The following is a 20,268-nucleotide window of genomic DNA, read 5'->3' on the forward strand; positions in this document are numbered from 1 at the left end:
TACGTCTGAGGTGCGCAAGCTCGCAGCGCAACTTGTAGCATACGGGGGTGGCCGGGCAGGGTCAATGCGCGAAGCCGCCCACCCGGGGCGGATCGCCGCATAACCGGCACAAGTCCCGTCGTCCGGGCCCGCGCAGGGGCCAGGAACACCCTTCGGCGACACGCCGGGGTCCGGCTGGACGGAAGAGTACGACGAGGGAGCCCATCATCCAAGAGCCCGAAGCGCCCGAACCGGAGGCGACCCGGCGGCAGGCCGGTGTCGCGGAGAGCTCCCGAGCCAACCGGGGCTGGTGGGACCGCAACGCGGACGAGTACCAGATCGAGCACGGCACGTTCCTCGGCGACGACCGCTTCGTGTGGGGGCCCGAGGGCCTGGACGAGGTGGAGGCCGAGCTGCTCGGCCCGCCGGAGGAGCTGAAGGGGCGGGACGTCCTGGAGCTGGGCGCCGGCGCGGCGCAGTGCTCGCGCTGGCTGGCCGCGCAGGGGGCGCGGCCGGTGGCACTGGACATCTCGCACCGGCAGCTGCAGCACGCGCTGCGGATCGGCGGGCCGGTCCCGCTGGTGTGCGCCGACGCGGGCGCGCTGCCGTTCGCGGACGGCTCCTTCGACCTGGTCTGCTCGGCGTACGGGGCGCTGCCCTTCGTCGCCGACCCGCGGCTGGTGCTGCGCGAGGCGCGGCGGGTGCTGCGGCCCGGCGGCCGGCTGGTCTTCTCGGTCACGCACCCCATCCGCTGGGCGTTCCCGGACGAGCCGGGACCGGAGGGGCTGAGCGTGTCCGCGTCGTACTTCGACCGCACTCCCTACGTCGAGCAGGACGACGAGGGCCGCGCGGTGTACGTGGAGCACCACAGGACGCTCGGGGACCGCGTCCGTGACGTCGTCGCCTCGGGGTTCCGGCTGGTGGACCTGGTGGAGCCGGAGTGGCCGGCCTGGAACACCTCCGAGTGGGGCGGCTGGTCGCCGCTGCGCGGGAACCTGATCCCGGGGACGGCGATCTTCGTGTGCGTACGGGACTGAGTGCGTGATCCGTGACGACGCCCTGGACGTCCTTCCCGTACGCGAGGCCCTGCCGGGGCTGACCGACGCGCTCGACCGGCACGGCACCGCCGTGCTGGTGGCGCCGCCCGGCACCGGCAAGACGACCCTGGTGCCCCTGGCACTGGCGGGGCTGCTCGGGGACGGGCCCGCGCGGCGGGTGGTGGTCGCCGAGCCGCGGCGGATCGCGGCCCGCGCGGCGGCACGGCGGATGGCGTGGCTGCTGGGCGAGCGGGTCGGCGGGACGGTCGGTTTCACCGTGCGCGGGGAGCGGGCGGTGGGGCGGCGCACACGCGTGGAGGTCGTCACGACCGGTGTGCTCCTCCAGCGCCTCCAGCGCGACCAGGAGCTCTCCGGTGTGGACGTGGTGGTGCTCGACGAGTGCCACGAGCGGCACCTGGACGCGGACACGGCGGCGGCGTTCCTGTGGGACGTGCGCGAGGCGCTGCGCCCGGAGCTGCGGCTGGTGGCCGCGTCGGCGACGACGGACGCGCAGGGCTGGGCCCGGCTGCTGGGGGACGCGCCGGTGGTGGAGGCGCGCGGCGCCGCGTTCCCGGTGGACGTGGTGTGGGCGCCTCCCCCGCGCGCGGTGCGTCCGCCGCACGGCACGCGGGTCGATCCGGCGCTGCTGGCACACGTGGCGTCGGTGGTGCGGCGGGCGCTGGCGGAGCGGGACGGGGACGTGCTGGCGTTCCTGCCGGGGGTCGGCGAGATCGCCCGTGTGGCTGGACAGCTCGGGGACCTCGGCGGTGTCGACGTGCTCCAGGTGCACGGGCGGGCGCCGGCCGCCGTGCAGGACGCGGTGCTGTCCGCCGGGGAGCGGCGCCGGGTGGTGCTGGCGACCTCGGTCGCGGAGTCGTCGCTGACGGTTCCGGGGGTGCGGGTGGTCGTGGACTGCGGACTGGCGCGGGAGCCGCGAGTGGACCACGCGCGGGGGCTCAGCACGCTGACGACGGTACGGGCCTCCCGCGCGGCGGCACGGCAGCGGGCGGGACGGGCCGGGCGCGAGGCGCCGGGGACGGTGTACCGGTGCTGGGCGGAGGCCGAGGACGCACGGCTGCCGCGGTTCCCCTCCCCCGAGATCAAGGTGGCCGACCTGACGGCGTTCGCGCTCCAGGCGGCCTGCTGGGGCGATCCGGACGCCTCGGGGCTGGCGCTGCTGGATCCCCCGCCGGCCGGGGCGATGGCGGCGGCCCGCTCCGTCCTGACGGCGATCGGGGCGGTGGGCCCCGACGGGCGGGCCGGTGAGCGCGGGGCGCGGCTGGCCCGCCTGGGTCTGCACCCGCGGCTGGGCCGCGCCCTGCTGGACGCGGCGCCGGTGGTGGGCCCGGAGCTCGCGGCCGAGGTGGTCGCCCTGATCGGCGAGGAGCCGCCGCGCGAGTACGGCGACGACCTCGCCGCCGCGCTGCGGACCGCCCGGCACGGCGGCGACGCGTACGCCGCCCGCTGGCGCAAGGAGGTCGGCCGCCTCCGCGGGCTCGCGGGCGAGCTTCCGGGCGAGCCCCCGCGGGCGGAGGGAGCCGGAGCCCGTACGCCCCTGCCGGGCTCCCGGCCCGTGGTCGGGGGCGGGGAGGAGCGGCGGGCCGGGTTCGTCGTCGCGCTGGCCTTTCCCGAGCGGGTGGCCCGCACGGAGGGCAGTTCGCACCTGATGGCGGGTGGGACGCGGGCCGAGGTGGGGGCGGCGTCCCCGCTGCGGGGGGCCGAGTGGATCGCCGTCGCCGTGGCCGACCGGCCCGTGGGGCGGGGGCACGCGCGCGTGCGGCTCGGGGGCGTGGTCGACGAGGGGGTCGCGCGGGTCGCGGCGGGGGCGTTGCTGGAGGACCGGGAGGAAGTGGGCTGGAGCGACGGGGACGTCGTCGCGCGGCGGGTCGAGCGGCTCGGGGCGGTGGAGGTGGCCGTACGGCCGCACCCCGGCGCCGACCCCTCGCTCGTACGGGCCGCGCTGCTGGACGGGTTGCGGCGGGAGGGGTTCGGGCTGCTGCGGTGGCCGGCCGGTGCGGCCGTGCTGCGGCAGCGGCTGGCCTTCCTGCGCGGCCGGCTCGGTGAGCCGTGGCCCGACGTCTCCGACGAGGCGCTGCACGCGCGCGTGGAGGAGTGGCTGGAGCCGGAGCTGAGCCGTGCCCGGCGGCGGGCCGATCTCGCGCGGATCGACGCCGGGCAGGCGCTCGCGCGGCTGCTGCCGTGGGCCTCCGGCGAGGCCGTGCGGCTCGACGAGCTCGCCCCCGAGCGGATCACCGTACCCAGTGGGTCCGCGGTCCGGATCGACTACTCCGACCCGGAGCGGCCGGTGCTCGCCGTGAAGCTGCAGGAGATGTTCGGGCTCCAGGAGTCGCCGCGGGTGGCCGGGGCGCCGCTGCTGGTGCACCTGCTGTCCCCGGCCGGGCGGCCCGCCGCCGTGACCGCCGACCTCGCCTCGTTCTGGCGGGACGGCTACCGGGGCGTACGGGCCGAACTGCGCGGGCGCTACCCCAAGCACCCGTGGCCCGAGGATCCGGCCACCGCCGAGCCGACCCGGCACACCAGCGCCCGGCTCCGGCGGTGATCCGTTCGTTCCGGTTCCGTCAGGTGGCGGGGCTCGCCGACGGGCTGGTGGACGGGGCCGGGGGCGCCGTCTCCTCCGGTGCCGCCGTCACGGTCAGCTCGACCGTGACGGTCGCTCCGCCCGCGGTGGTGACGCGGAGCAGGAACGTGCCGGTGGCGCCGTCCGCGTACAGCTGAGGCAGCTTCAGCAGGCCGTCCGCGTCCGTCGTCAGACCCTTCAGGGTGCGGACGGCCTTGCCGTCGGCGTCCTCGAAGTAGGGGCCCTTGTCGTTCTCGGTCCCGTCCTCGGCCGACTTGATCAGGGTCGCGGTGGCGGCCACCTTGCCGGCGGCCTCGCCCCCGTACGTGGCCTTCAGCTCGACCGCGTCCGCGAACTCGCCGCCCGCCGTGCAGGTGAGCGCCGTGGCGTCGGTGCGGACGAGGGTGTCGGCGGCGCGCTCGGTGACCGTCGCCCTGTAGGCGACGCCCTTGACCGTACGGCCGGCCACCGTGGCCCGGACGACGACGGGGCCGGTCTTCTCGCCCGCCCGGAGCGCGGGGGCCACGGCGACGCCCGAGCCGTTGGTGAGGACGGTGGCCACGCTCTCGCCGCCGGTGAAGGTGGTGTCGGTGTCGCCGAGGACGGTGAACCGGATCCGCACCTTGGCCACGGCCTTGCCGGTCTCCGTCTCCGCGCGCACGCTCATCCGCTCGGTGAACGTGTCGCCCGCCATCGCGGTGAGCGTCTCGGTGCCCGCGTCCTCCAGGTGGTCCACCGTGTCGGTGGGGGTGGACGGAGCGGTGGGCGGCTTGGGGGACGGCTCGGGGGCCGGCTTGGGGGCCGGGCTGCCGGGGCCGGCCGGCGGCTTGGAGCCCGGGGTGGAGCCGGACGGCTTGGCCGGCTTCTTGCCGGGCTTCGGCGACGGCGGGGGCGACGTGCTCGGCGCCGCCGGGGAGGGCCGCACCGTGACGCCGCCACTGTCGCTGCGGTCCGTGGGCAGCGTGCCGGTGCCGTCCGGGATCTCGTGGGTGCCCCTGCGGTAGTACTCCAGCCACGACATGACGGTGTTCAGGTACTCCGTCGAGTGGTTGTAGCTGAGGATCGCCTTGTCGAGGTCGCGCTGGTCGGACAGGTCCCAGTCGAAGCGGCACAGGTAGTGGCCGGCGGCGAGGGCGGCGTCGTAGATGTTGTTGGGGTCCTCGCGGCCGTCGGCGTTGCCGTCGCGGCCGGCCCAGTCCCAGGTGGAGGGGATGAACTGCATGGGCCCGACGGCCTGGTCGTAGGTGCTGTTGCCGTCGTAGGCGCCGTTGTCGGTGTCCCTGATGAGGGCGAAGCCGTTGCCGTCGAGCTGGGGGCCGAGGATGGGCGAGAGGGTGGTGCCGTCGGCGTCGACGCGTCCGCCGCGGGCCTGGCCGGACTCCACCTTGCCGATGGCGGCGAGCAGTTGCCAGGGCAGGTTGCAGCCGGGCTTCTTCTCCCGCAGCACGGCCTCGGCCTTCTTGTAGGCGTCGAGGACGGTCGCGGGTATGCCGGCCTCGGTCACGCCGGACACGTCCGTTCCGGTGCTCGCGGACGGGGCGGGGTTGGGGCTGTTGAGCGGCGGCAGGTCCGTGTAGTACGGCGAGTTGCCGGTCGCGCCGGCGGCGTCGGCGGTCTCCTCGGGCGAGGGCGTGGTGTCCGAGGTGGTCTGTCCGCCCTGGTCGTCGGTGGTCACGCCCGGGGCCTGGGAGGCGGCCAGGGCCGCGACAGCCGCCGCGGCGACGGCGGTGGTCGTCACTCCCTTGCACAGCCTCCTGCCGAATTGCGCCGCCATAGAGTGAACCCCTCCCGTGAACGCCGTGACGTCCGTCAGCCTGTGTCGTGTTCGCCCTGGTGTGACGATCCGTCCGCCCCGCTGGTCGCCCTCCTGGGGGCGACCGGCACGACGGCCCTCGCGACCCTATGACAACTTCCCCTGCCCGGACACCCGTTCATGCCCGGTATTCACCGGTTGGCCACCTTCTCGCATGCTGGGGGGGCCGGCGCGGGGCCTCCCGCACACCGGGGCCTGCCGGCCGGGCGGGCCCGCGGGCCGGACAACCACTGTCACGTGGAGCCGTGTTGCCGTTCACGCCGAGCCATGTGGCGGCGGTGCCGCCCGCCGTGCGCACGGACGGGAGCGGGCGGGTCCCCTGGTTCCCGCCGTCCCGGTCGCGGGCGGCTTCGCTCCCGATCTGACCCGCTACGCGGCGAGTGTCCTGTCGGGGCGACGGAGTGCGGCGACGTCACCCACGCGTTCCGGGGCGTGTTCACGGTCGACGTGCTCATCGCCTGGGCGCTGGTGGGGCTGTGGCTGCTGGCGCGCTGGTACGTCTCCGCCGTGGCGGGGGCGTCGACGCATGTGGTCCGGGACGCGTTCACCCGTCCCGACCGGTGGGGGATAGCGGGTGTTCCCCGTGCTGGGCGAGGAGGCGGCGGGGGCGCCGCTCCACTGGTACCTGCAGTACGGCGGTTCGGCGGTGGCCGCGTCCGGCATCGCGCTGTTCGTGCGGCGGGCTCCGGGCGGCGCCGGGCTCTCGGGAGTCCCCCCGCTGTCCGCCGGGGACCGGTGGTGGGCCGTCGCGCTGCTCGGCGGGGGCGCGGTGGCGGGGGCGGTGCAGCGGTCCGCGCGATGGTGGGCCCACGGGGACGCGGCCGCGCGGCCCCGGGAACCGGTTCCGACGGTGTGCTTCGGTGCGGGGGCGGGGCTGCTCCTCGCGCTGCCGCTGTACGCGGCCGCCGTCAGGGTGCGGCGTCCGGCCACGGAGGTCCCGGCGGACGGCGGTGCGCGGCGGCCGAGCCGTACGGGCGCACGCCGAGGGGGTCGCTCGCCGCGACGAACACGGTGACGGTGCGGACCGGGCGGGGGCGGGACAGCAGGGTGAGCGCGAGGGTGAGGTGGGCGCGGGCCAGCTCGGCCCACAGCCGCCACGGCGGCTGCCCGCCCGTGAGGCCTGTGGCGGTGGGGGTTCGGGTGGTTCTCCGGCGGCCGTCGGCGATACGGCGGCCGAGGTCCGCCGTGGCGTTTTGCAGCGCGGTCGCGAGGGTGGCGGGGATGCGGGCGGTACTTGCGGCGGCCGCGAAGACCGGAACCGGCGGGAACGCCGTGGGTCCGCCGGGACGCGGGGGTGCCGCTCTGCGGTGAAGCACGCGTATACCCATGCATGGCATGGTGTCCGCCCGCCCCGGCGGCGGCTTTCCCGCGGGGGCCACGCGGGTGAAGGTTCCCTCCGGGGGCGCGGCGGGCGTGCGCGGCGCCCCGCGGGGGACGGGCCCGCCCGGCACCGTCGGGCGCCGTCGAGGCGCCCCACCGGGAACTCGGCCGGCCCGGCAACGCCGGACCGCGCCGTCGTGGTGTTCGCCGCCGTGGCGGGAGCGGGGGACGGGTCCCGGCCCCGCTCCTCGCCTCCGGCGGGTCAGTGGGCCGCTGATTCCCAGTCGGGGCCCGCGCCCACCGAGACGCCCAGGGGGACCCGGAGCTGGACCGCCGTGGACATTTCCCGGCGGACCAGCTCCTCCACCGCGACGCGTTCGCCGGGGGCCAGTTCCAGGACGATCTCGTCGTGGACCTGGAGGAGCATGCGGGAGCGCAGGTCCGCCTCGCGCAGCGCCCGGTCCACGTTCAGCATGGCGATCTTGACGATGTCCGCCGCCGTGCCCTGGATCGGCGCGTTCAGCGCCATGCGCTCCGCCGCCTCGCGGCGCTGGCGGTTGTCGCTGTTGAGGTCGGGCAGGTAGCGGCGGCGGCCGAAGAGCGTCGCCGTGTAACCGGTCGCCCGGGCCTCGTCGACGACCCGGCGCAGATAGTCCCGTACGCCGCCGAAGCGCTCGAAGTACGCGTCCATCAGGGCGCGTGCCTCCGCCGCCTCGATGTTCAGCTGCTGGGAGAGGCCGAAGGCCGACAGCCCGTACGCCAGCCCGTACGACATCGCCTTGATCTTGCGGCGCATCTCCGCGTCCACCGCGGACCGCTCGACCGAGAACACCTGTGCCGCCGCCGTGGTGTGCAGGTCCTCGCCCGAGGTGAACGCCTCGATCAGGCCGGCGTCCTCGGAGAGGTGGGCCATCACGCGCAGTTCGATCTGGCTGTAGTCGGCGGTGAGGAGCGATTCGAAGCCCTCGCCGACCACGAAGCCGCGGCGGATCGCGCGGCCCTCGTCCGTGCGGACCGGGATGTTCTGCAGGTTGGGGTCGGTCGAGGACAGCCGGCCCGTCGCGGCGACGGTCTGGTTGAACGTGGTGTGGATGCGGCCGTCCGCGGCGATCGTCTTGATCAGGCCCTCGACGGTGACGCGCAGCTTCGCCTGCTCACGGTGGCGGAGCATGATCACCGGCAGTTCGTTGTCGGTCTGCGTGGCGAGCCAGGCCAGGGCGTCGGCGTCCGTCGTGTAGCCGGTCTTCGTGCGCTTCGTCTTCGGCAGGGCCAGCTCCCCGAAGAGGACCTCCTGGAGCTGCTTGGGCGAGCCCAGGTTGAACTCGTGCCCCGCCGCCGCGTGCGCCTCCTTCACCGCCTGCTGCACGGCGCCCGCGAACATCTGCTCCATCTCCTGGAGGTGCTCCCGGTCGGCCGCGATGCCGTGCCGCTCCATGCGGGCGAGCAGCGCGGACGTGGGCAGCTCCATGTCGCGGAGCAGGTCCGCCGCGCCCACCTCAGCCAGGCGGTCCTCGAAGGCCTCGCCCAGGTCGAGGACGGCACGGGCCTGCACCATCAGCGCCTCGGCCTGGGCGCCGTCGTCCGCGCCGAAGGCCAGCTGGCCGTCGGGCGTGGCGGCGGGCGCCAGCTCGCGGTGCAGGTACTCCAGGGACAGCGCGTCCAGGTCGAAGGAGCGGCGGCCCGGCTTCACCAGGTACGCGGCGAGCGCGGTGTCCATGGTGACGCCCTCGATGGTCCAGCCGTGCTCGGCGAAGACCCGCATCGCGCCCTTGGCGTTGTGGAACACCTTGGGCCGGTCCGCGTCGGCGAGCCAGGCCGAGAACGCCCGCTCGTCGGCCTCGTCCAGCTCGGACGGGTCGAACCAGGCGGCCGGTCCCGCGGACGTGGCCAGCGCTACCTCGGCGACCGAGCCGGCGCCCAGCGCCCAGGTGTCGACCGTGGCGACGCCGAGCGGGCCGGCGCCGTGCTCGGTGAGCCAGCCGGTCAGCTCGCCGGTGCCCAGCACCGTGCCGTCCAGCTCCACGCCGGCCGCGACGACCGGAGCGGCCTCGGCCTCCTCCGCGCCCGGGTCGACGGCGAACAGCCGCTCGCGCAGCGAGGGGTTCCTGATCTCCAGGGTGTCCAGGATCATCGTCACGGCCGTGCGGTCGTAAGCCGTCCGCTCCAGGTCGAGGACGCCCTTGGGCAGCTCGACCGCGCGCTCCAGCTCGGTGAGGCGACGGTTGAGCTTGACCGCCTCCAGGTGGTCGCGCAGGTTCTGCCCGGCCTTGCCCTTGACCTCGTCGACGCGCTCGACCAGCTCGGCGAAGGAACCGAACTGGTTGATCCACTTCGCGGCCGTCTTCTCGCCGACGCCGGGGATGCCGGGCAGGTTGTCCGACGGGTCGCCGCGCAGCGCCGCGAAGTCGGGGTACTGCGCGGGGGTGAGACCGTACTTCTCGACGACCTTCTCCGGGGTGAACCGGGTCAGCTCGGAGACGCCCTTCGTCGGGTACAGCACCGTGGTGTGCTCGGAGACCAGCTGGAAGGAGTCCCGGTCGCCGGTGACGATCAGCACCTCGAAGCCCTCGGCCTCGGCCTGGGTGGCGAGGGTGGCGATGACGTCGTCCGCCTCGAAGCCCTCGACGGCGAAGCGGTCGGCGTGCATCGCGTCGAGCAGCTCGCCGATCAGCTCCACCTGGCCCTTGAACTCGTCCGGGGTCTTGGAGCGGTTCGCCTTGTACTCGGTGAACTCCTCCGAGCGCCACGTCTTGCGGGAGACGTCGAAGGCGACGGCGAAGTGGGTGGGGGCCTCGTCACGGAGGGTGTTGGCCAGCATCGACGCGAAGCCGTAGATCGCGTTCGTCGGCTGGCCCGTCGCGGTGGTGAAGTTCTCCGCGGGCAGCGCGAAGAACGCGCGGTACGCGAGGGAGTGCCCGTCCATGAGCATCAGGCGGGGGCGGGGGCCGGTGGGGGGCTGGTCGGTCTTCTTCGATGCTGTGTCTGCCACGTGTCCGATCCTGCCACGTGGCACCGACAGTGGGGGGCGGACGTGTGCCGTGGGGTCGGTCCACCCTCTCCGCCCCTCCCTTTCCCGTCCCCGGAGACGGTGCCCCGGCCCTCGTCCGGCCCTGGACGGGCGCCTCGTCCTCGCGCTCGGGACGGGCCGGGGGGACGTGGCAGGATCGGAGGTCCACCTCGTACGTGTACGTGGAACAGGAGTGCGCGATGGCAACGAAGCCGCCCGAGGGCGATCCGGTCCAGGACGCGCCGCAGGTCGCCGAGCCGCAGCACGCGGCCGCGGGGCTGTCGGCCGTCGGGCACACCCTGCGCATGGCCCGGCGGCAGATGGGCGTGAGGCGGACGGCCCTGACGCTGCTCAGCGTGAACCAGAAGAAGGGCTTCGACTGTCCGGGGTGCGCCTGGCCGGAGCCGGAGCACCGGCACCGCGCGGAGTTCTGCGAGAACGGGGCGAAGGCCGTGGCCGAGGAGGCCACCCTGCGCCGGGTCACCCCGGAGTTCTTCGCCGCGCACTCCGTCGCCGACCTGTCCGGCCGCAGCGGCTACTGGCTGGGACAGCAGGGGCGGCTGACGCACCCCGTGTACCTGCCCGAGGGCGGCGAGCACTACGAGCCGGTCACCTGGGAGCGGGCCTTCGACATCGTCGCCGAGGAGATCGCCGCCCTCGGCTCCCCGGACGAGGCCGTCTTCTACACCTCCGGGCGCACCAGCAACGAGGCCGCCTTCCTCTACCAGCTGTTCGCCCGCAGGCTGGGCACCAACAACCTGCCCGACTGCTCCAACATGTGCCACGAGTCGTCCGGCTCGGCCCTCTCGGAGACGATCGGCGTCGGCAAGGGCAGCGTCCTGCTGGAGGACCTGTACGAGGCCGACCTGATCATCGTCGCCGGCCAGAACCCCGGCACCAACCATCCGCGCATGCTGTCCGCCCTGGAGAAGGCCAAGGCGAACGGCGCGCGGATCATCAGCGTCAACCCGCTGCCGGAGGCGGGCCTGGAGCGCTTCAAGAACCCGCAGACCGCCAAGGGGCTCACCACCGGCGCCGCCCTGACCGACCTGTTCCTGCAGATCCGCCTCGGCGGCGACCAGGCCCTGTTCCGCCTCCTCAACAAGCTGATCCTCGACACGCCCGGCGCGGTCGACGAGGAGTTCGTGCGCGACCACACGCACGGTTACGAGGAGTTCGCCGAGGCCGCGCGCGCCGCCGACTGGGACGAGACGCTCACCGCGACCGGTCTCACCCGCGAGGACATCGAGCGGTGCCTGCGGATGGTCCTCGCCTCGAAGCGCACCATCGTGTGCTGGGCGATGGGGCTCACCCAGCACAAGCACTCCGTGCCCACGATCCGCGAGGTCGTCAACTTCCTCCTGCTGCGCGGCAACATCGGCCGTCCCGGTGCGGGCGTGTGCCCGGTGCGCGGTCACTCCAACGTGCAGGGCGACCGCACCATGGGCATCTTCGAGCGGCCCGCGCCCGCGTTCCTGGACGCCCTGGAGAAGGAGTTCGGCTTCGCGCCCCCGCGCGAGCACGGCTTCGACGTCGTACGGGCCATCCGCGCCCTGCGCGACGGGAAGGCGAAGGTCTTCTTCGCCATGGGCGGCAACTTCGTCTCCGCCTCCCCCGACACGGAGGTCACCGAGGCCGCGATGCGCCGGGCCCGGCTGACGGTGCACGTGTCGACCAAGCTGAACCGCTCGCACACCGTCACGGGCGCGCGCGCCCTGATCCTGCCGACGCTCGGCCGCACGGAGCGCGATCTACAGGCCGGCGGCGAGCAGTTCGTGACGGTCGAGGACTCCATGGGCATGGTGCACGCCTCGCGCGGACGCCTCGAACCGGCGAGCGGGCAGCTGCTGTCGGAGCCGGCCATCGTGTGCCGGCTGGCCCGCCGCGTCCTCGGCGAGGACGACACGGTGCCGTGGGAGGAGTTCGAGAAGGACTACGCGACGATCCGCGACCGCATCGCGCGGGTGGTCCCCGGTTTCGAGGACTTCAACGCGCGCGTGGCCCGCCCCGGGGGCTTCGCACTCCCCCACGCCCCGCGCGACGAACGCCGCTTCCCCACCGCCACCGGCAAGGCCAACTTCACCGCCGCGCCGGTGGAGTACCCCGAACTGCCGGAGGGGCGGCTGCTGCTGCAGACGCTGCGCTCGCACGACCAGTACAACACCACGATCTACGGTCTCGACGACCGCTACCGGGGCATCAGGAACGGCCGCCGCGTGGTGCTGGTCAACCCCGAGGACGCCCGGGAGCTGCGGCTCGCGGACGGCAGTCACGTCGATCTGGTCGGCGAGTGGAAGGACGGTGTGGAGCGCAGGGCGCCCGGATTCCGCGTCGTGCACTATCCGACGGCGCGGGGCTGTGCGGCGGCGTACTACCCGGAGACGAACGTCCTGGTGCCGCTGGACGCCACCGCGGACACCAGCAACACCCCGGCCGGCAAGTCCGTCGTGGTGCGCCTGGAACAATCGGCGGCCGACTGAGCGTTCGCTCAGCAGACAGCCGTACCGACGCACGACGAAGGAGCCGGGCCCATGGGAGAGCAGCAGCAGGTGACGTTCCCGCAGGAGGTCGTCGAGGAGTACGCCGCGCTCGGTGTGGACCTGCCGGCGCTGTTCTCGGCGGGTCACCTGGGCACGCGGATGGGCGTGCAGATCCTGGAGGCGTCGGCGGAGCGGGTCGTCGGGACGATGCCGGTGGAGGGCAACACCCAGCCGTACGGGCTGCTGCACGGCGGCGCCTCCGCCGTACTGGCCGAGACGCTGGGGTCGGTGGGGTCGATGCTGCACGGCGGCAGCTCCAGGATCGCCGTCGGTGTCGACCTCAACTGCACGCATCACCGCGGTGTCCGCTCCGGCCTGGTCACCGGGGTCGCCACCCCGGTGCACCGGGGGCGGTCCACGGCGACGTACGAGATCGTCATCACCGACGAGGCGGACAAGCGGGTGTGCACCGCGCGGCTGACCTGCCTGCTGCGGGACGTCCGGCCCGGCGACGGGGAGCGGGCGGCGGGCTGACGGCCGTCGGGGGGTGCGGAGACGTCCGCCCCGCACCCCCGTCGCCGCAGCGGCGCCGGCCGCCCCGCCGTGCGGGCACGGGGCGGCAGGGACCCTTCGGGCGCGCGCCCCCCCTGCGGCGCTGGTGACGGGTCTCGTGACGGCCGGCCGCGGCACGTCCGGTTCCGGCCACGCGTCCGGCGGGCGGACGGCCGCCGTGTCCGACAGGCGGACCGGCACCGCGTCGCCGTCCCCGCGCGCCCCTTCCGGCGAGGAGCCGTGCGCGGCCCGTCGGGCACGGCCTCCCAGGACCCTCGACGGCGGTCACCGGTTCACGGGCCGGCCGACGGACAGTACGGCGTCCCGCACACCGTGCGCCCCGTCAGGGAGCACCAAGTCGCCCGAGGCGCAGGCAAGTCAACGGGCCGTCGAATGCACCGGGGACGCGTCGGCCGGCGCCGGGGCGGCGGACCGGCCGACGGGCCGTGACAATAACCGCGGTCCCCCTGGCGGTTGATGAAAAGCGCAGGCCAGCACCCATGAACAGGCAATACGGAACTTTGGATTCAGCATCCGGCCCGACATGGATTCCCCTCTTTAGGTGGCCACTACACGGAATTCCCCCTCCGCCCCCATACCCCACGCGGACCTTTCCGTCACCCCTTCCGCGGCGGAATGAGGGAAAGCACCGGAAACGCCGGACCCCCTTTCCCCGGCGTAACTCTGTGTAATACGCGCGCAATACGGCCACCCGCCCCGCCCCCGCGGACCACAGGGCTCGAAGCCCCTTCCCACGGGCCCCGCAGGTCGTCTCCAGCAACGGCTTCGGGTCATTACCAAAATCCTCGATACACCTGAACACACCGCGCCGGGTCCTGCGGTTTCTCACCATCCGGACAGGGCAAAACGGCGAGAATTCCGCCGTTCCCCCCAGGAAGTACCGCTCTGCAATACGTCGTGTCATAACAAGAGAGTCACAGCCTTGGCCAGACCCTCCTCCACGTTCCCCCCACCCGCTTAGAGTCACCGCCAGTCACCGCGCCAGCCCGATTGTCACGTCGGCCCAGCGCTCGACTCGGCCATTTCCATCAGGGAACGGCCGTCAGGGGAAAGGACTGGATCGTGCGTCAACGTTCGCTCATCGCCCTCACCGCCGCACTCGCGGCGGGATCGCTCACCCTCACCGCATGCGGGTCGCGCGACGACGACAGCAGCAACGGCAGTGGCGGCGGCGACAAGACCACTGTCGTGATCGGCATCGACGCCCCGCTGACCGGCGACCTGTCGGCCCTCGGCCTCGGCATGCGCAACTCCGCCGAGCTCGCCGTGAAGACGGCCAACAAGGAGGAGTACGTCAAGGGAGTCGAGTTCGAGCTCGAGCCCCTCGACGACCAGGCGCAGCCCTCCGTCGGCCAGCAGAACGCCCAGAAGTTCATCAGCAACAAGGACGTCCTCGGCGTCGTCGGCCCGCTGAACTCCAGCGTCTCCCAGCAGATGCAGAAGCCGTTCAACGACGCGGGCCTGGTCCAGGTCTCCCCGGCCAACACCGGTACCGAGCTGACCCAGGGCGACGGCTGGAAGACCGGCGACTCGGTCCGCCAGTTCAAGACCTTCTTCCGCACCGCCACCACGGACGAGATCCAGGGCGCCTTCGCCGCCGAGTACCTCTACACCAAGGCCGGCAAGAAGAAGGTCTACCTGATCGACGACCAGAAGACCTACGGCGCGGGCCTGGCCGCCTCCTTCAAGACGAACTTCACCAAGCTCGGCGGCAAGATCGTCGGCACCGACCACATCAACCCCGAGGACCGCGACTTCAACGCCGTCGTCGCCAAGATCAGGAAGACCGGCGCCGAGGCCCTCTACTACGGCGGCGAGTACCCCGCCGCGGCCCCCCTGAGCCAGCAGCTCAAGGACAGCGGCCAGAACATCCCGCTGATGGGCGGCGACGGCATCTACTCCGGCGAGTTCCCGAAGCTCAACAAGAAGGCCGAGGGCGACCTCGCCACCTCCGTGGGCAAGCCGGTCGAACAGCTCCCCTCCGCCAAGGAGTTCATCGCGAACTACGAGGCCGAGGGCTTCGAGGACGCGTACGAGGCCTACGGCGGCCTCACCTACGACGCCACCTGGTCGATCATCGAGGCCATCAAGCTGGCCGTCGACGGCAACGACGGCGAGGTCCCGACCGACGCCCGCAAGGCCGTCCTGGACTCCATGAGCAAGGTCAAGTTCGACGGCGTCACCGGCACCATCTCCTTCGACGAGTTCGGTGACACCACCAACACGCTGATGACCGCCTACAAGGTCAAGGGCAACGCGTGGGCGCCCGAGTACAGCGCCTCGCCCAAGGTGGACTGAGCCAGGAGACCCACACCGGGGGACACTCCCTCACACATTGACCCCAGGCCGCGCGGGAGCGCCCACCAGCGCTCCCGCGCGGCGCCGTATCCGAACCACTCCACGGAGGCCCTGCGGTGAACGAACTGCCGCAACAGCTGGCCAATGGACTCATCCTCGGCGCGATGTACGGACTCATCGCGATCGGCTACACGATGGTCTACGGCATCGTCCAGCTCATCAACTTCGCCCACGGCGAGATCTTCATGGTCGGGGGCTTCGGGGCCCTCACCGTGTTCCTCGTACTCCCCGACGGCTTCGCCCTCGGCGCGGCCATCCCGCTCATGATCCTCGGCGGCGTCATCGTCTCGGTCGCCTTCGCCACCGCGGCGGAACGCTTCGCCTACCGGCCCCTGCGCGGCGCACCACGACTGGCCCCGCTGATCACCGCCATCGGCCTGTCCATCGTCCTCCAGCAGATCGTGTGGATGTGGTACCCGGAGGCGAAGAAGGACCGGTCCTTCCCGCAGTTCGACGGCGCCCCCTTCGACGTGCTCGGCGCCACCATCCAGCGCGGTGACCTCTTCGTCATCATCGCCGCCCCGCTGTGCATGATCACCCTCGGCCTCTTCGTGTCGAAGACCCGCTCCGGCCGCGGCATGCAGGCCACCGCCCAGGACCCCGACACCGCCAAGCTGATGGGCGTCAACACCGACCGCATCATCGTGATGGCGTTCGCCATCGGCGCCGCGTTCGCCGCGGTCGCCGCCGTCGCCTACGGCCTCAAGAACGGCCAGGTCGGCTTCCGCATGGGCTTCCTGATGGGCCTCAAGGCCTTCACCGCCGCCGTCCTCGGCGGCATCGGCAACATCTACGGCGCCATGCTCGGCGGCATCGTCCTCGGCGTCGCCGAAGCCCTCGCCACCGGCTACATCGCCAACGTCCCCGGCATGGACCTCTTCGGCGGCGGCGCCTGGAAGGACGTCTGGGCCTTCGCCCTGCTCATCCTCGTCCTGCTCTTCCGGCCACAAGGCCTGCTCGGCGAACGCGTCGCGGATCGGGCGTGATACCCATGACCACGAAGACTCCCACCACCACGGCACCGGCCGCCCCGGTCGTCCCGCTGCCGCCCGCCGCGGCACGCGCGATCACCGTCGCCGGCTCCGCCGTCGCCTTCGCCGGCACCTTCCTCGCCTGGACCTGGACCGACGAGTTCCCCGGCGACCTCACCGTCACCGGCTACCCCGGCGGCCTCCAGGTCCTCACCCTCGTCGGCTCCCTCCTCACCCTCCTGTTCGCCCTGTCCGGCTACGGCATCCGCGGACTGGGCTGGCTCACCCCCGGCGGCACCAACAGCCCCGTCCTGCTGAGCGCCCTCGGCGTCCTCGGCACCACCGGCTACGCCATGGGCGCCATCAGCCAGGAGCTCGGCGGCCTCGTCAACCTCGAACCCGGCGCCTGGGTCTCCGGCGTCGGCGCCCTCGTCGCCGTCACCGGCGCCCTCGGCCTCCCCGCCGACCAGCCGTACGACGCCGACGAACCGCACCCGGGCCTGTGGGGCCGGATCCGCCACTCCCTCACCGCCCCCGAGCCCGGCCGCGCCAAGGACCTGCCCTCCTGGGCCGAGATCCTCGTCATCGCCGCCGGTTTCGGCGCCGGTCTGTACGTCTTCGCGTACGGCATCGGCACCGAGTACTCCGAACTGTTCATCGGCTTCCTGATCATCGCCGCGTTCGGCTTCACGGCCGTCATCCGCGCGGGACTCCTCAAGCGGCTCTCGGCGCTCACCGCCAAGCACCGCAACGTCACCCTCGCGGCCGCCTTCGCCGCCGCGATCTGCTTCCCCTTCACCCAGAGCAACGACCAGTTCGCCCTCATCGGCGCGAACATCCTGATCTTCGCCACGGTCGCCCTGGGCCTCAACGTCGTCGTCGGCCTCGCCGGCCTCCTCGACCTCGGATACGTCGCCTTCCTCGGCGTCGGCGCCTACGCCGCCGCCCTGGTCTCCGGCTCCCCGCAGTCGAGCATCGGCGTGCACTTCCCGTTCTGGGCGGCCGTCCTCACCGGCGCCATCGCCTCGTTGATCTTCGGCGTGGTGATCGGCGCACCGACCCTGCGTCTGCGCGGCGACTACCTCGCCATCGTGACGCTCGGCTTCGGCGAGATCTTCCGCATCACCATGAACAACCTCAACGGCAACAGCGGTCCCGACGTCACCAACGGCTCCAACGGCATCCCGAACATCCCCGACCTGGAGATCCTCGGGTTCAACCTGGGGCTGCCGCACGACGTCCTCGGCCACGAACTCACCCGCTCCGGCAACTACTACCTGCTGATGCTGCTGTTCACGGCCGTCGTCGTCCTGGTCTTCCGCCGCTCCGCGGAATCCCGCATCGGCCGCGCCTGGGTCGCCATCCGCGAGGACGAGACCGCCGCCACCGCCATGGGCATCAACGGCTTCCGCCTCAAACTCCTCGCCTTCGCCCTCGGCGCCTGCCTCGCCGGACTCGCCGGCACCGTGCAGGCCCACGTGTCCTACAGCGTCACCCCCGAGCAGTACCAGTTCGCCGGCTCCGTGCCGCCGAACTCGGCCTTCCTGCTCGCCGCCGTCATCCTCGGCGGCATGGGCACCATCAGCGGCCCCCTCATCGGCGCCGCACTGCTCTACCTGATCCCGGCCAAGCTCCAGTTCATGGCGGAGTACCAGCTGCTCCTCTTCGGCATCGCGCTCATGCTCCTCATGCGCTTCCGGCCCGAAGGACTGGTCGCCGACCGCAGGAAGCAGCTCGAGTTCCACGACACCGGACAACTCGACGTACCGGACGACAAGCCGCTCCCCGACGGCGCGACCGGCGTCGCGAAGGCAGGGGCGTGACCGCCATGACCACCACCGCACCCACCACCACGACCGTCCTCGACGCCACCGACGTCACCATGCGCTTCGGCGGCCTCACCGCAGTGCGCTCCGTCGACCTCACCGTCAACAGCGGCGAGATCGTCGGCCTCATCGGACCCAACGGCGCCGGCAAGACCACCTTCTTCAACTGCCTCACCGGCCTGTACGTCCCCACCGAGGGCAAGGTCTCCTACAAGGGCACCGTCCTGCCGCCCAAGCCGCACCTGGTCACCCAGGCCGGCATCGCACGCACCTTCCAGAACATCCGGCTCTTCGCCAACATGACCGTCCTGGAGAACGTGCTCGTCGGCCGGCACACCCGCACCAAGGAAGGCCTCTGGTCCGCCCTGCTGCGCCTGCCCGGCTTCAGGAAGGCCGAAGAAGCATCCCGCCGACGGGCCATGGAACTCCTGGAGTTCACCGGCCTCGCCGCCAAGGCCGACCACCTCGCCCGCAACCTGCCCTACGGCGAACAGCGCAAGCTCGAGATCGCCCGGGCCCTCGCCAGCGAACCCGGCCTGCTGCTCCTGGACGAACCCACCGCGGGCATGAACCCGCAGGAGACCCGCGCGGCCGAAGATCTTATCTTCGCCATCCGCGACCAGGGCATCGCCGTACTCGTCATCGAGCACGACATCCGGTTCATCATGAACCTCTGCGACCGGGTCGCCGTCCTCGTCCAGGGCGAGAAGATCGTCGAAGGACCCGCCGAAGTGGTCCAGGCCGACGAACGCGTCATCGCCGCCTACCTCGGCACCCCCTTCGAAGGCGCCCCCGGCCAGGAGGAAGCCGCCGAGGTCGAGGCCGCCGAGGCGCACAGCACCACAGAAGGGGACGACAAGTGACCGCACTGCTGGAGGTCGAGGACCTCAGGGTCGCCTACGGCAAGATCGAGGCCGTCAAAGGCATCTCGTTCAAGGTCGACGCGGGCGAGGTCGTCACCCTCATCGGCACCAACGGCGCCGGCAAGACCACCACGCTCCGCACCCTGTCCGGACTGCTCCAGCCGCTCTCCGGCCAGATCACCTTCGACGGCCGGTCGCTGAGGAAGATCCCGGCACACAAGATCGTGTCCCTCGGGCTCGCCCACTCCCCCGAGGGCCGGCACATCTTCCCCCGCATGACCATCGAGGACAACCTCCGCCTCGGCGCCTACCTCCGCAGCGACAAGGAAGGCATCGAGAAGGACATCAAACGCGCCTACGACCTCTTCCCCATCCTCGGGGAGCGCAGCAAGCAGGCCGCGGGCACCCTCTCCGGCGGCGAACAGCAGATGCTCGCCATGGGAAGGGCCCTGATGTCCCAGCCCAAACTGCTCATGCTCGACGAACCCTCCATGGGCCTCTCGCCGATCATGATGCAGAAGATCATGGCGACCATCGCCGAACTCAAGTCCCAGGGCACCACCATCCTGCTCATCGAGCAGAACGCCCAGGCCGCGCTCTCCCTCGCGGACCACGCCCATGTCATGGAGGTCGGCAAGATCGTCCTCTCCGGCACCGGACGGGACCTCCTCCACGACGAGTCCGTCCGCAAGGCCTACCTCGGCGAGGACTGAGGCACACGACGAGGCCCGCGCCCCCCTGCCGTACAGGGGGCGCGGGCCTCGCCGCCGTCCGCCGGGCGGCGGCTAACCCTTCGACGCCTTCTTCTCCTCCGCGTCGTCGATGACCGCCTGCGCCACCTGCTGCATCGACATCCGCCGGTCCATCGACGTCTTCTGGATCCACCGGAACGCCGCCGGCTCCGTCAGCCCGTACTGCGTCTGCAGCACCGACTTCGCCCGGTCCACCAGCTTCCGCGTCTCCAACCGCAGACTCAGGTCCGCGACCTCGCGCTCCAGTTCCTTCAGCTCCGTGAACCGCGACACCGCCATCTCGATCGCGGGCACCACGTCACTCTTGCTGAACGGCTTCACCAGGTACGCCATCGCACCCGCGTCCCGCGCCCGCTCCACCAGGTCACGCTGCGAGAACGCGGTCAGCATCAGCACCGGGGCGATGCTCTCCTCCGCGATCTTCTCCGCCGCCGAGATGCCGTCCAGCTTCGGCATCTTCACATCGAGGATCACCAGGTCGGGCCGGTGCTCGCGCGCCAGCTCCACGGCCTGCTCACCGTCGCCGGCCTCACCGACGACGGAGTACCCCTCCTCCTCCAGCATCTCTTTGAGATCGAGCCGGATCAGCGCCTCGTCCTCGGCGATCACGACACGGGTCGTCATCGGAGGAACGTGCGACTTGTCGTCATCGGGCACGTCTGCGGGCTGGGGCGACTCGGGGGCGCTCACGTGGGCTCCTTGGTGCGGGGC

13 protein-coding genes and 1 pseudogene are annotated in these 20,268 nt (G+C 72.4%); 10 read left to right on the forward strand and 4 right to left on the reverse strand.

Annotation, left to right across the window (positions count from 1 at the left end):
- Positions 1-203: 203 nt before the first annotated feature.
- Complete coding sequence (locus tag ACZ8ZB_RS08815; RefSeq protein ID WP_470741446.1) at positions 204-1,016, forward strand: class I SAM-dependent methyltransferase; 813 nt, start codon at positions 204-206, stop codon at positions 1,014-1,016.
- Between the two features lie 4 nt (positions 1,017-1,020).
- Positions 1,021-3,576, forward strand: a complete 2,556-nt coding sequence (hrpB, locus tag ACZ8ZB_RS08820) for an ATP-dependent helicase HrpB (RefSeq protein ID WP_470737139.1) — start codon at positions 1,021-1,023, stop codon at positions 3,574-3,576.
- Positions 3,577-3,595: 19 nt separating this feature from the next.
- Here hrpB and ACZ8ZB_RS08825 read toward each other — a convergent pair whose 3' ends face one another.
- Entirely contained in the window at positions 3,596-5,368 is a 1,773-nt protein-coding gene (locus tag ACZ8ZB_RS08825; RefSeq protein ID WP_470737140.1) for a lytic transglycosylase domain-containing protein, read from the reverse strand.
- A 287-nt stretch (positions 5,369-5,655) separates the two neighbouring features.
- On the opposite strand from ACZ8ZB_RS08825, the pseudogene ACZ8ZB_RS08830 reads away from it, so the two are divergent.
- Positions 5,656-6,422: pseudogene (locus ACZ8ZB_RS08830) on the forward strand (DUF4184 family protein).
- Here the strand turns inward: ACZ8ZB_RS08830 and ACZ8ZB_RS08835 are convergent.
- Both ACZ8ZB_RS08835 and polA read right to left on the reverse strand, forming a co-directional pair.
- Positions 6,316-6,735, reverse strand: coding sequence for a hypothetical protein (locus ACZ8ZB_RS08835; RefSeq protein WP_470737141.1), 420 nt, complete (start codon positions 6,733-6,735; stop codon positions 6,316-6,318). The pseudogene ACZ8ZB_RS08830 and the gene ACZ8ZB_RS08835 sit on opposite strands and share 107 nt — an antisense overlap.
- A gap of 254 nt (positions 6,736-6,989) precedes the next feature.
- A complete protein-coding gene (polA, locus tag ACZ8ZB_RS08840) occupies positions 6,990-9,716 on the reverse strand; it encodes a DNA polymerase I (protein WP_470737142.1) in 2,727 nt (908 codons plus the stop codon).
- Between the two features lie 218 nt (positions 9,717-9,934).
- Between polA and ACZ8ZB_RS08845 the strand changes: the two genes are divergently transcribed.
- The 7 genes from ACZ8ZB_RS08845 to ACZ8ZB_RS08875 all read left to right on the forward strand — a co-directional run bounded on the left by ACZ8ZB_RS08845 (position 9,935) and on the right by ACZ8ZB_RS08875 (position 19,518).
- On the forward strand, positions 9,935-12,214 hold the full coding sequence (locus ACZ8ZB_RS08845; protein ID WP_470737143.1) for an FdhF/YdeP family oxidoreductase: 2,280 nt from the start codon (positions 9,935-9,937) through the stop codon (positions 12,212-12,214).
- 51 nt (positions 12,215-12,265) lie between these two features.
- Entirely contained in the window at positions 12,266-12,748 is a 483-nt protein-coding gene (locus tag ACZ8ZB_RS08850; RefSeq protein ID WP_470737144.1) for a PaaI family thioesterase, read from the forward strand.
- Positions 12,749-13,849: 1,101 nt separating this feature from the next.
- Positions 13,850-15,085, forward strand: coding sequence for a branched-chain amino acid ABC transporter substrate-binding protein (locus ACZ8ZB_RS08855; protein ID WP_470737145.1), 1,236 nt, complete (start codon positions 13,850-13,852; stop codon positions 15,083-15,085).
- 116 nt (positions 15,086-15,201) lie between these two features.
- On the forward strand, positions 15,202-16,131 hold the full coding sequence (locus ACZ8ZB_RS08860) for a branched-chain amino acid ABC transporter permease (protein ID WP_470737146.1): 930 nt from the start codon (positions 15,202-15,204) through the stop codon (positions 16,129-16,131).
- Positions 16,132-16,136: 5 nt separating this feature from the next.
- On the forward strand, positions 16,137-17,939 hold the full coding sequence (locus ACZ8ZB_RS08865) for a branched-chain amino acid ABC transporter permease (protein WP_470737147.1): 1,803 nt from the start codon (positions 16,137-16,139) through the stop codon (positions 17,937-17,939).
- Positions 17,940-17,944: 5 nt separating this feature from the next.
- The gene (locus ACZ8ZB_RS08870; protein ID WP_470737148.1) at positions 17,945-18,805 is read left to right on the forward strand and encodes an ABC transporter ATP-binding protein; all 861 of its coding nucleotides are present in this window, start codon (positions 17,945-17,947) and stop codon (positions 18,803-18,805) included.
- On the forward strand, positions 18,802-19,518 hold the full coding sequence (locus ACZ8ZB_RS08875) for an ABC transporter ATP-binding protein (RefSeq protein ID WP_470737149.1): 717 nt from the start codon (positions 18,802-18,804) through the stop codon (positions 19,516-19,518). Before ACZ8ZB_RS08870 ends, ACZ8ZB_RS08875 begins: the two co-directional genes overlap by 4 nt.
- A gap of 72 nt (positions 19,519-19,590) precedes the next feature.
- Here the strand turns inward: ACZ8ZB_RS08875 and ACZ8ZB_RS08880 are convergent, their stop codons facing one another.
- Positions 19,591-20,247: an ANTAR domain-containing response regulator gene (locus tag ACZ8ZB_RS08880; protein ID WP_030858815.1), complete on the reverse strand. Its 657-nt coding sequence runs from the start codon at positions 20,245-20,247 to the stop codon at positions 19,591-19,593.
- Positions 20,248-20,268: the final 21 nt, after the last annotated feature.

The organism is Streptomyces sp. 12E, assembly GCF_055633275.1.

Bases quoted from the DNA above. Each gene is read 5' to 3' on its own strand.
- ACZ8ZB_RS08825 (WP_470737140.1), bottom strand. From the start codon at position 5,368: ATGGCGGCGCAATTCGGCAGGAGGCTGTGCAAGGGAGTGACGACCACC.
- ACZ8ZB_RS08850 (WP_470737144.1), top strand. From the start codon at position 12,266: ATGGGAGAGCAGCAGCAGGTGACGTTCCCGCAGGAGGTCGTCGAGGAG.
- ACZ8ZB_RS08845 (WP_470737143.1), top strand. From the start codon at position 9,935: ATGGCAACGAAGCCGCCCGAGGGCGATCCGGTCCAGGACGCGCCGCAG.
- ACZ8ZB_RS08870 (WP_470737148.1), top strand. From the start codon at position 17,945: ATGACCACCACCGCACCCACCACCACGACCGTCCTCGACGCCACCGAC.
- ACZ8ZB_RS08835 (WP_470737141.1), bottom strand. From the start codon at position 6,735: ATGGGTATACGCGTGCTTCACCGCAGAGCGGCACCCCCGCGTCCCGGC.
- ACZ8ZB_RS08865 (WP_470737147.1), top strand. From the start codon at position 16,137: ATGACCACGAAGACTCCCACCACCACGGCACCGGCCGCCCCGGTCGTC.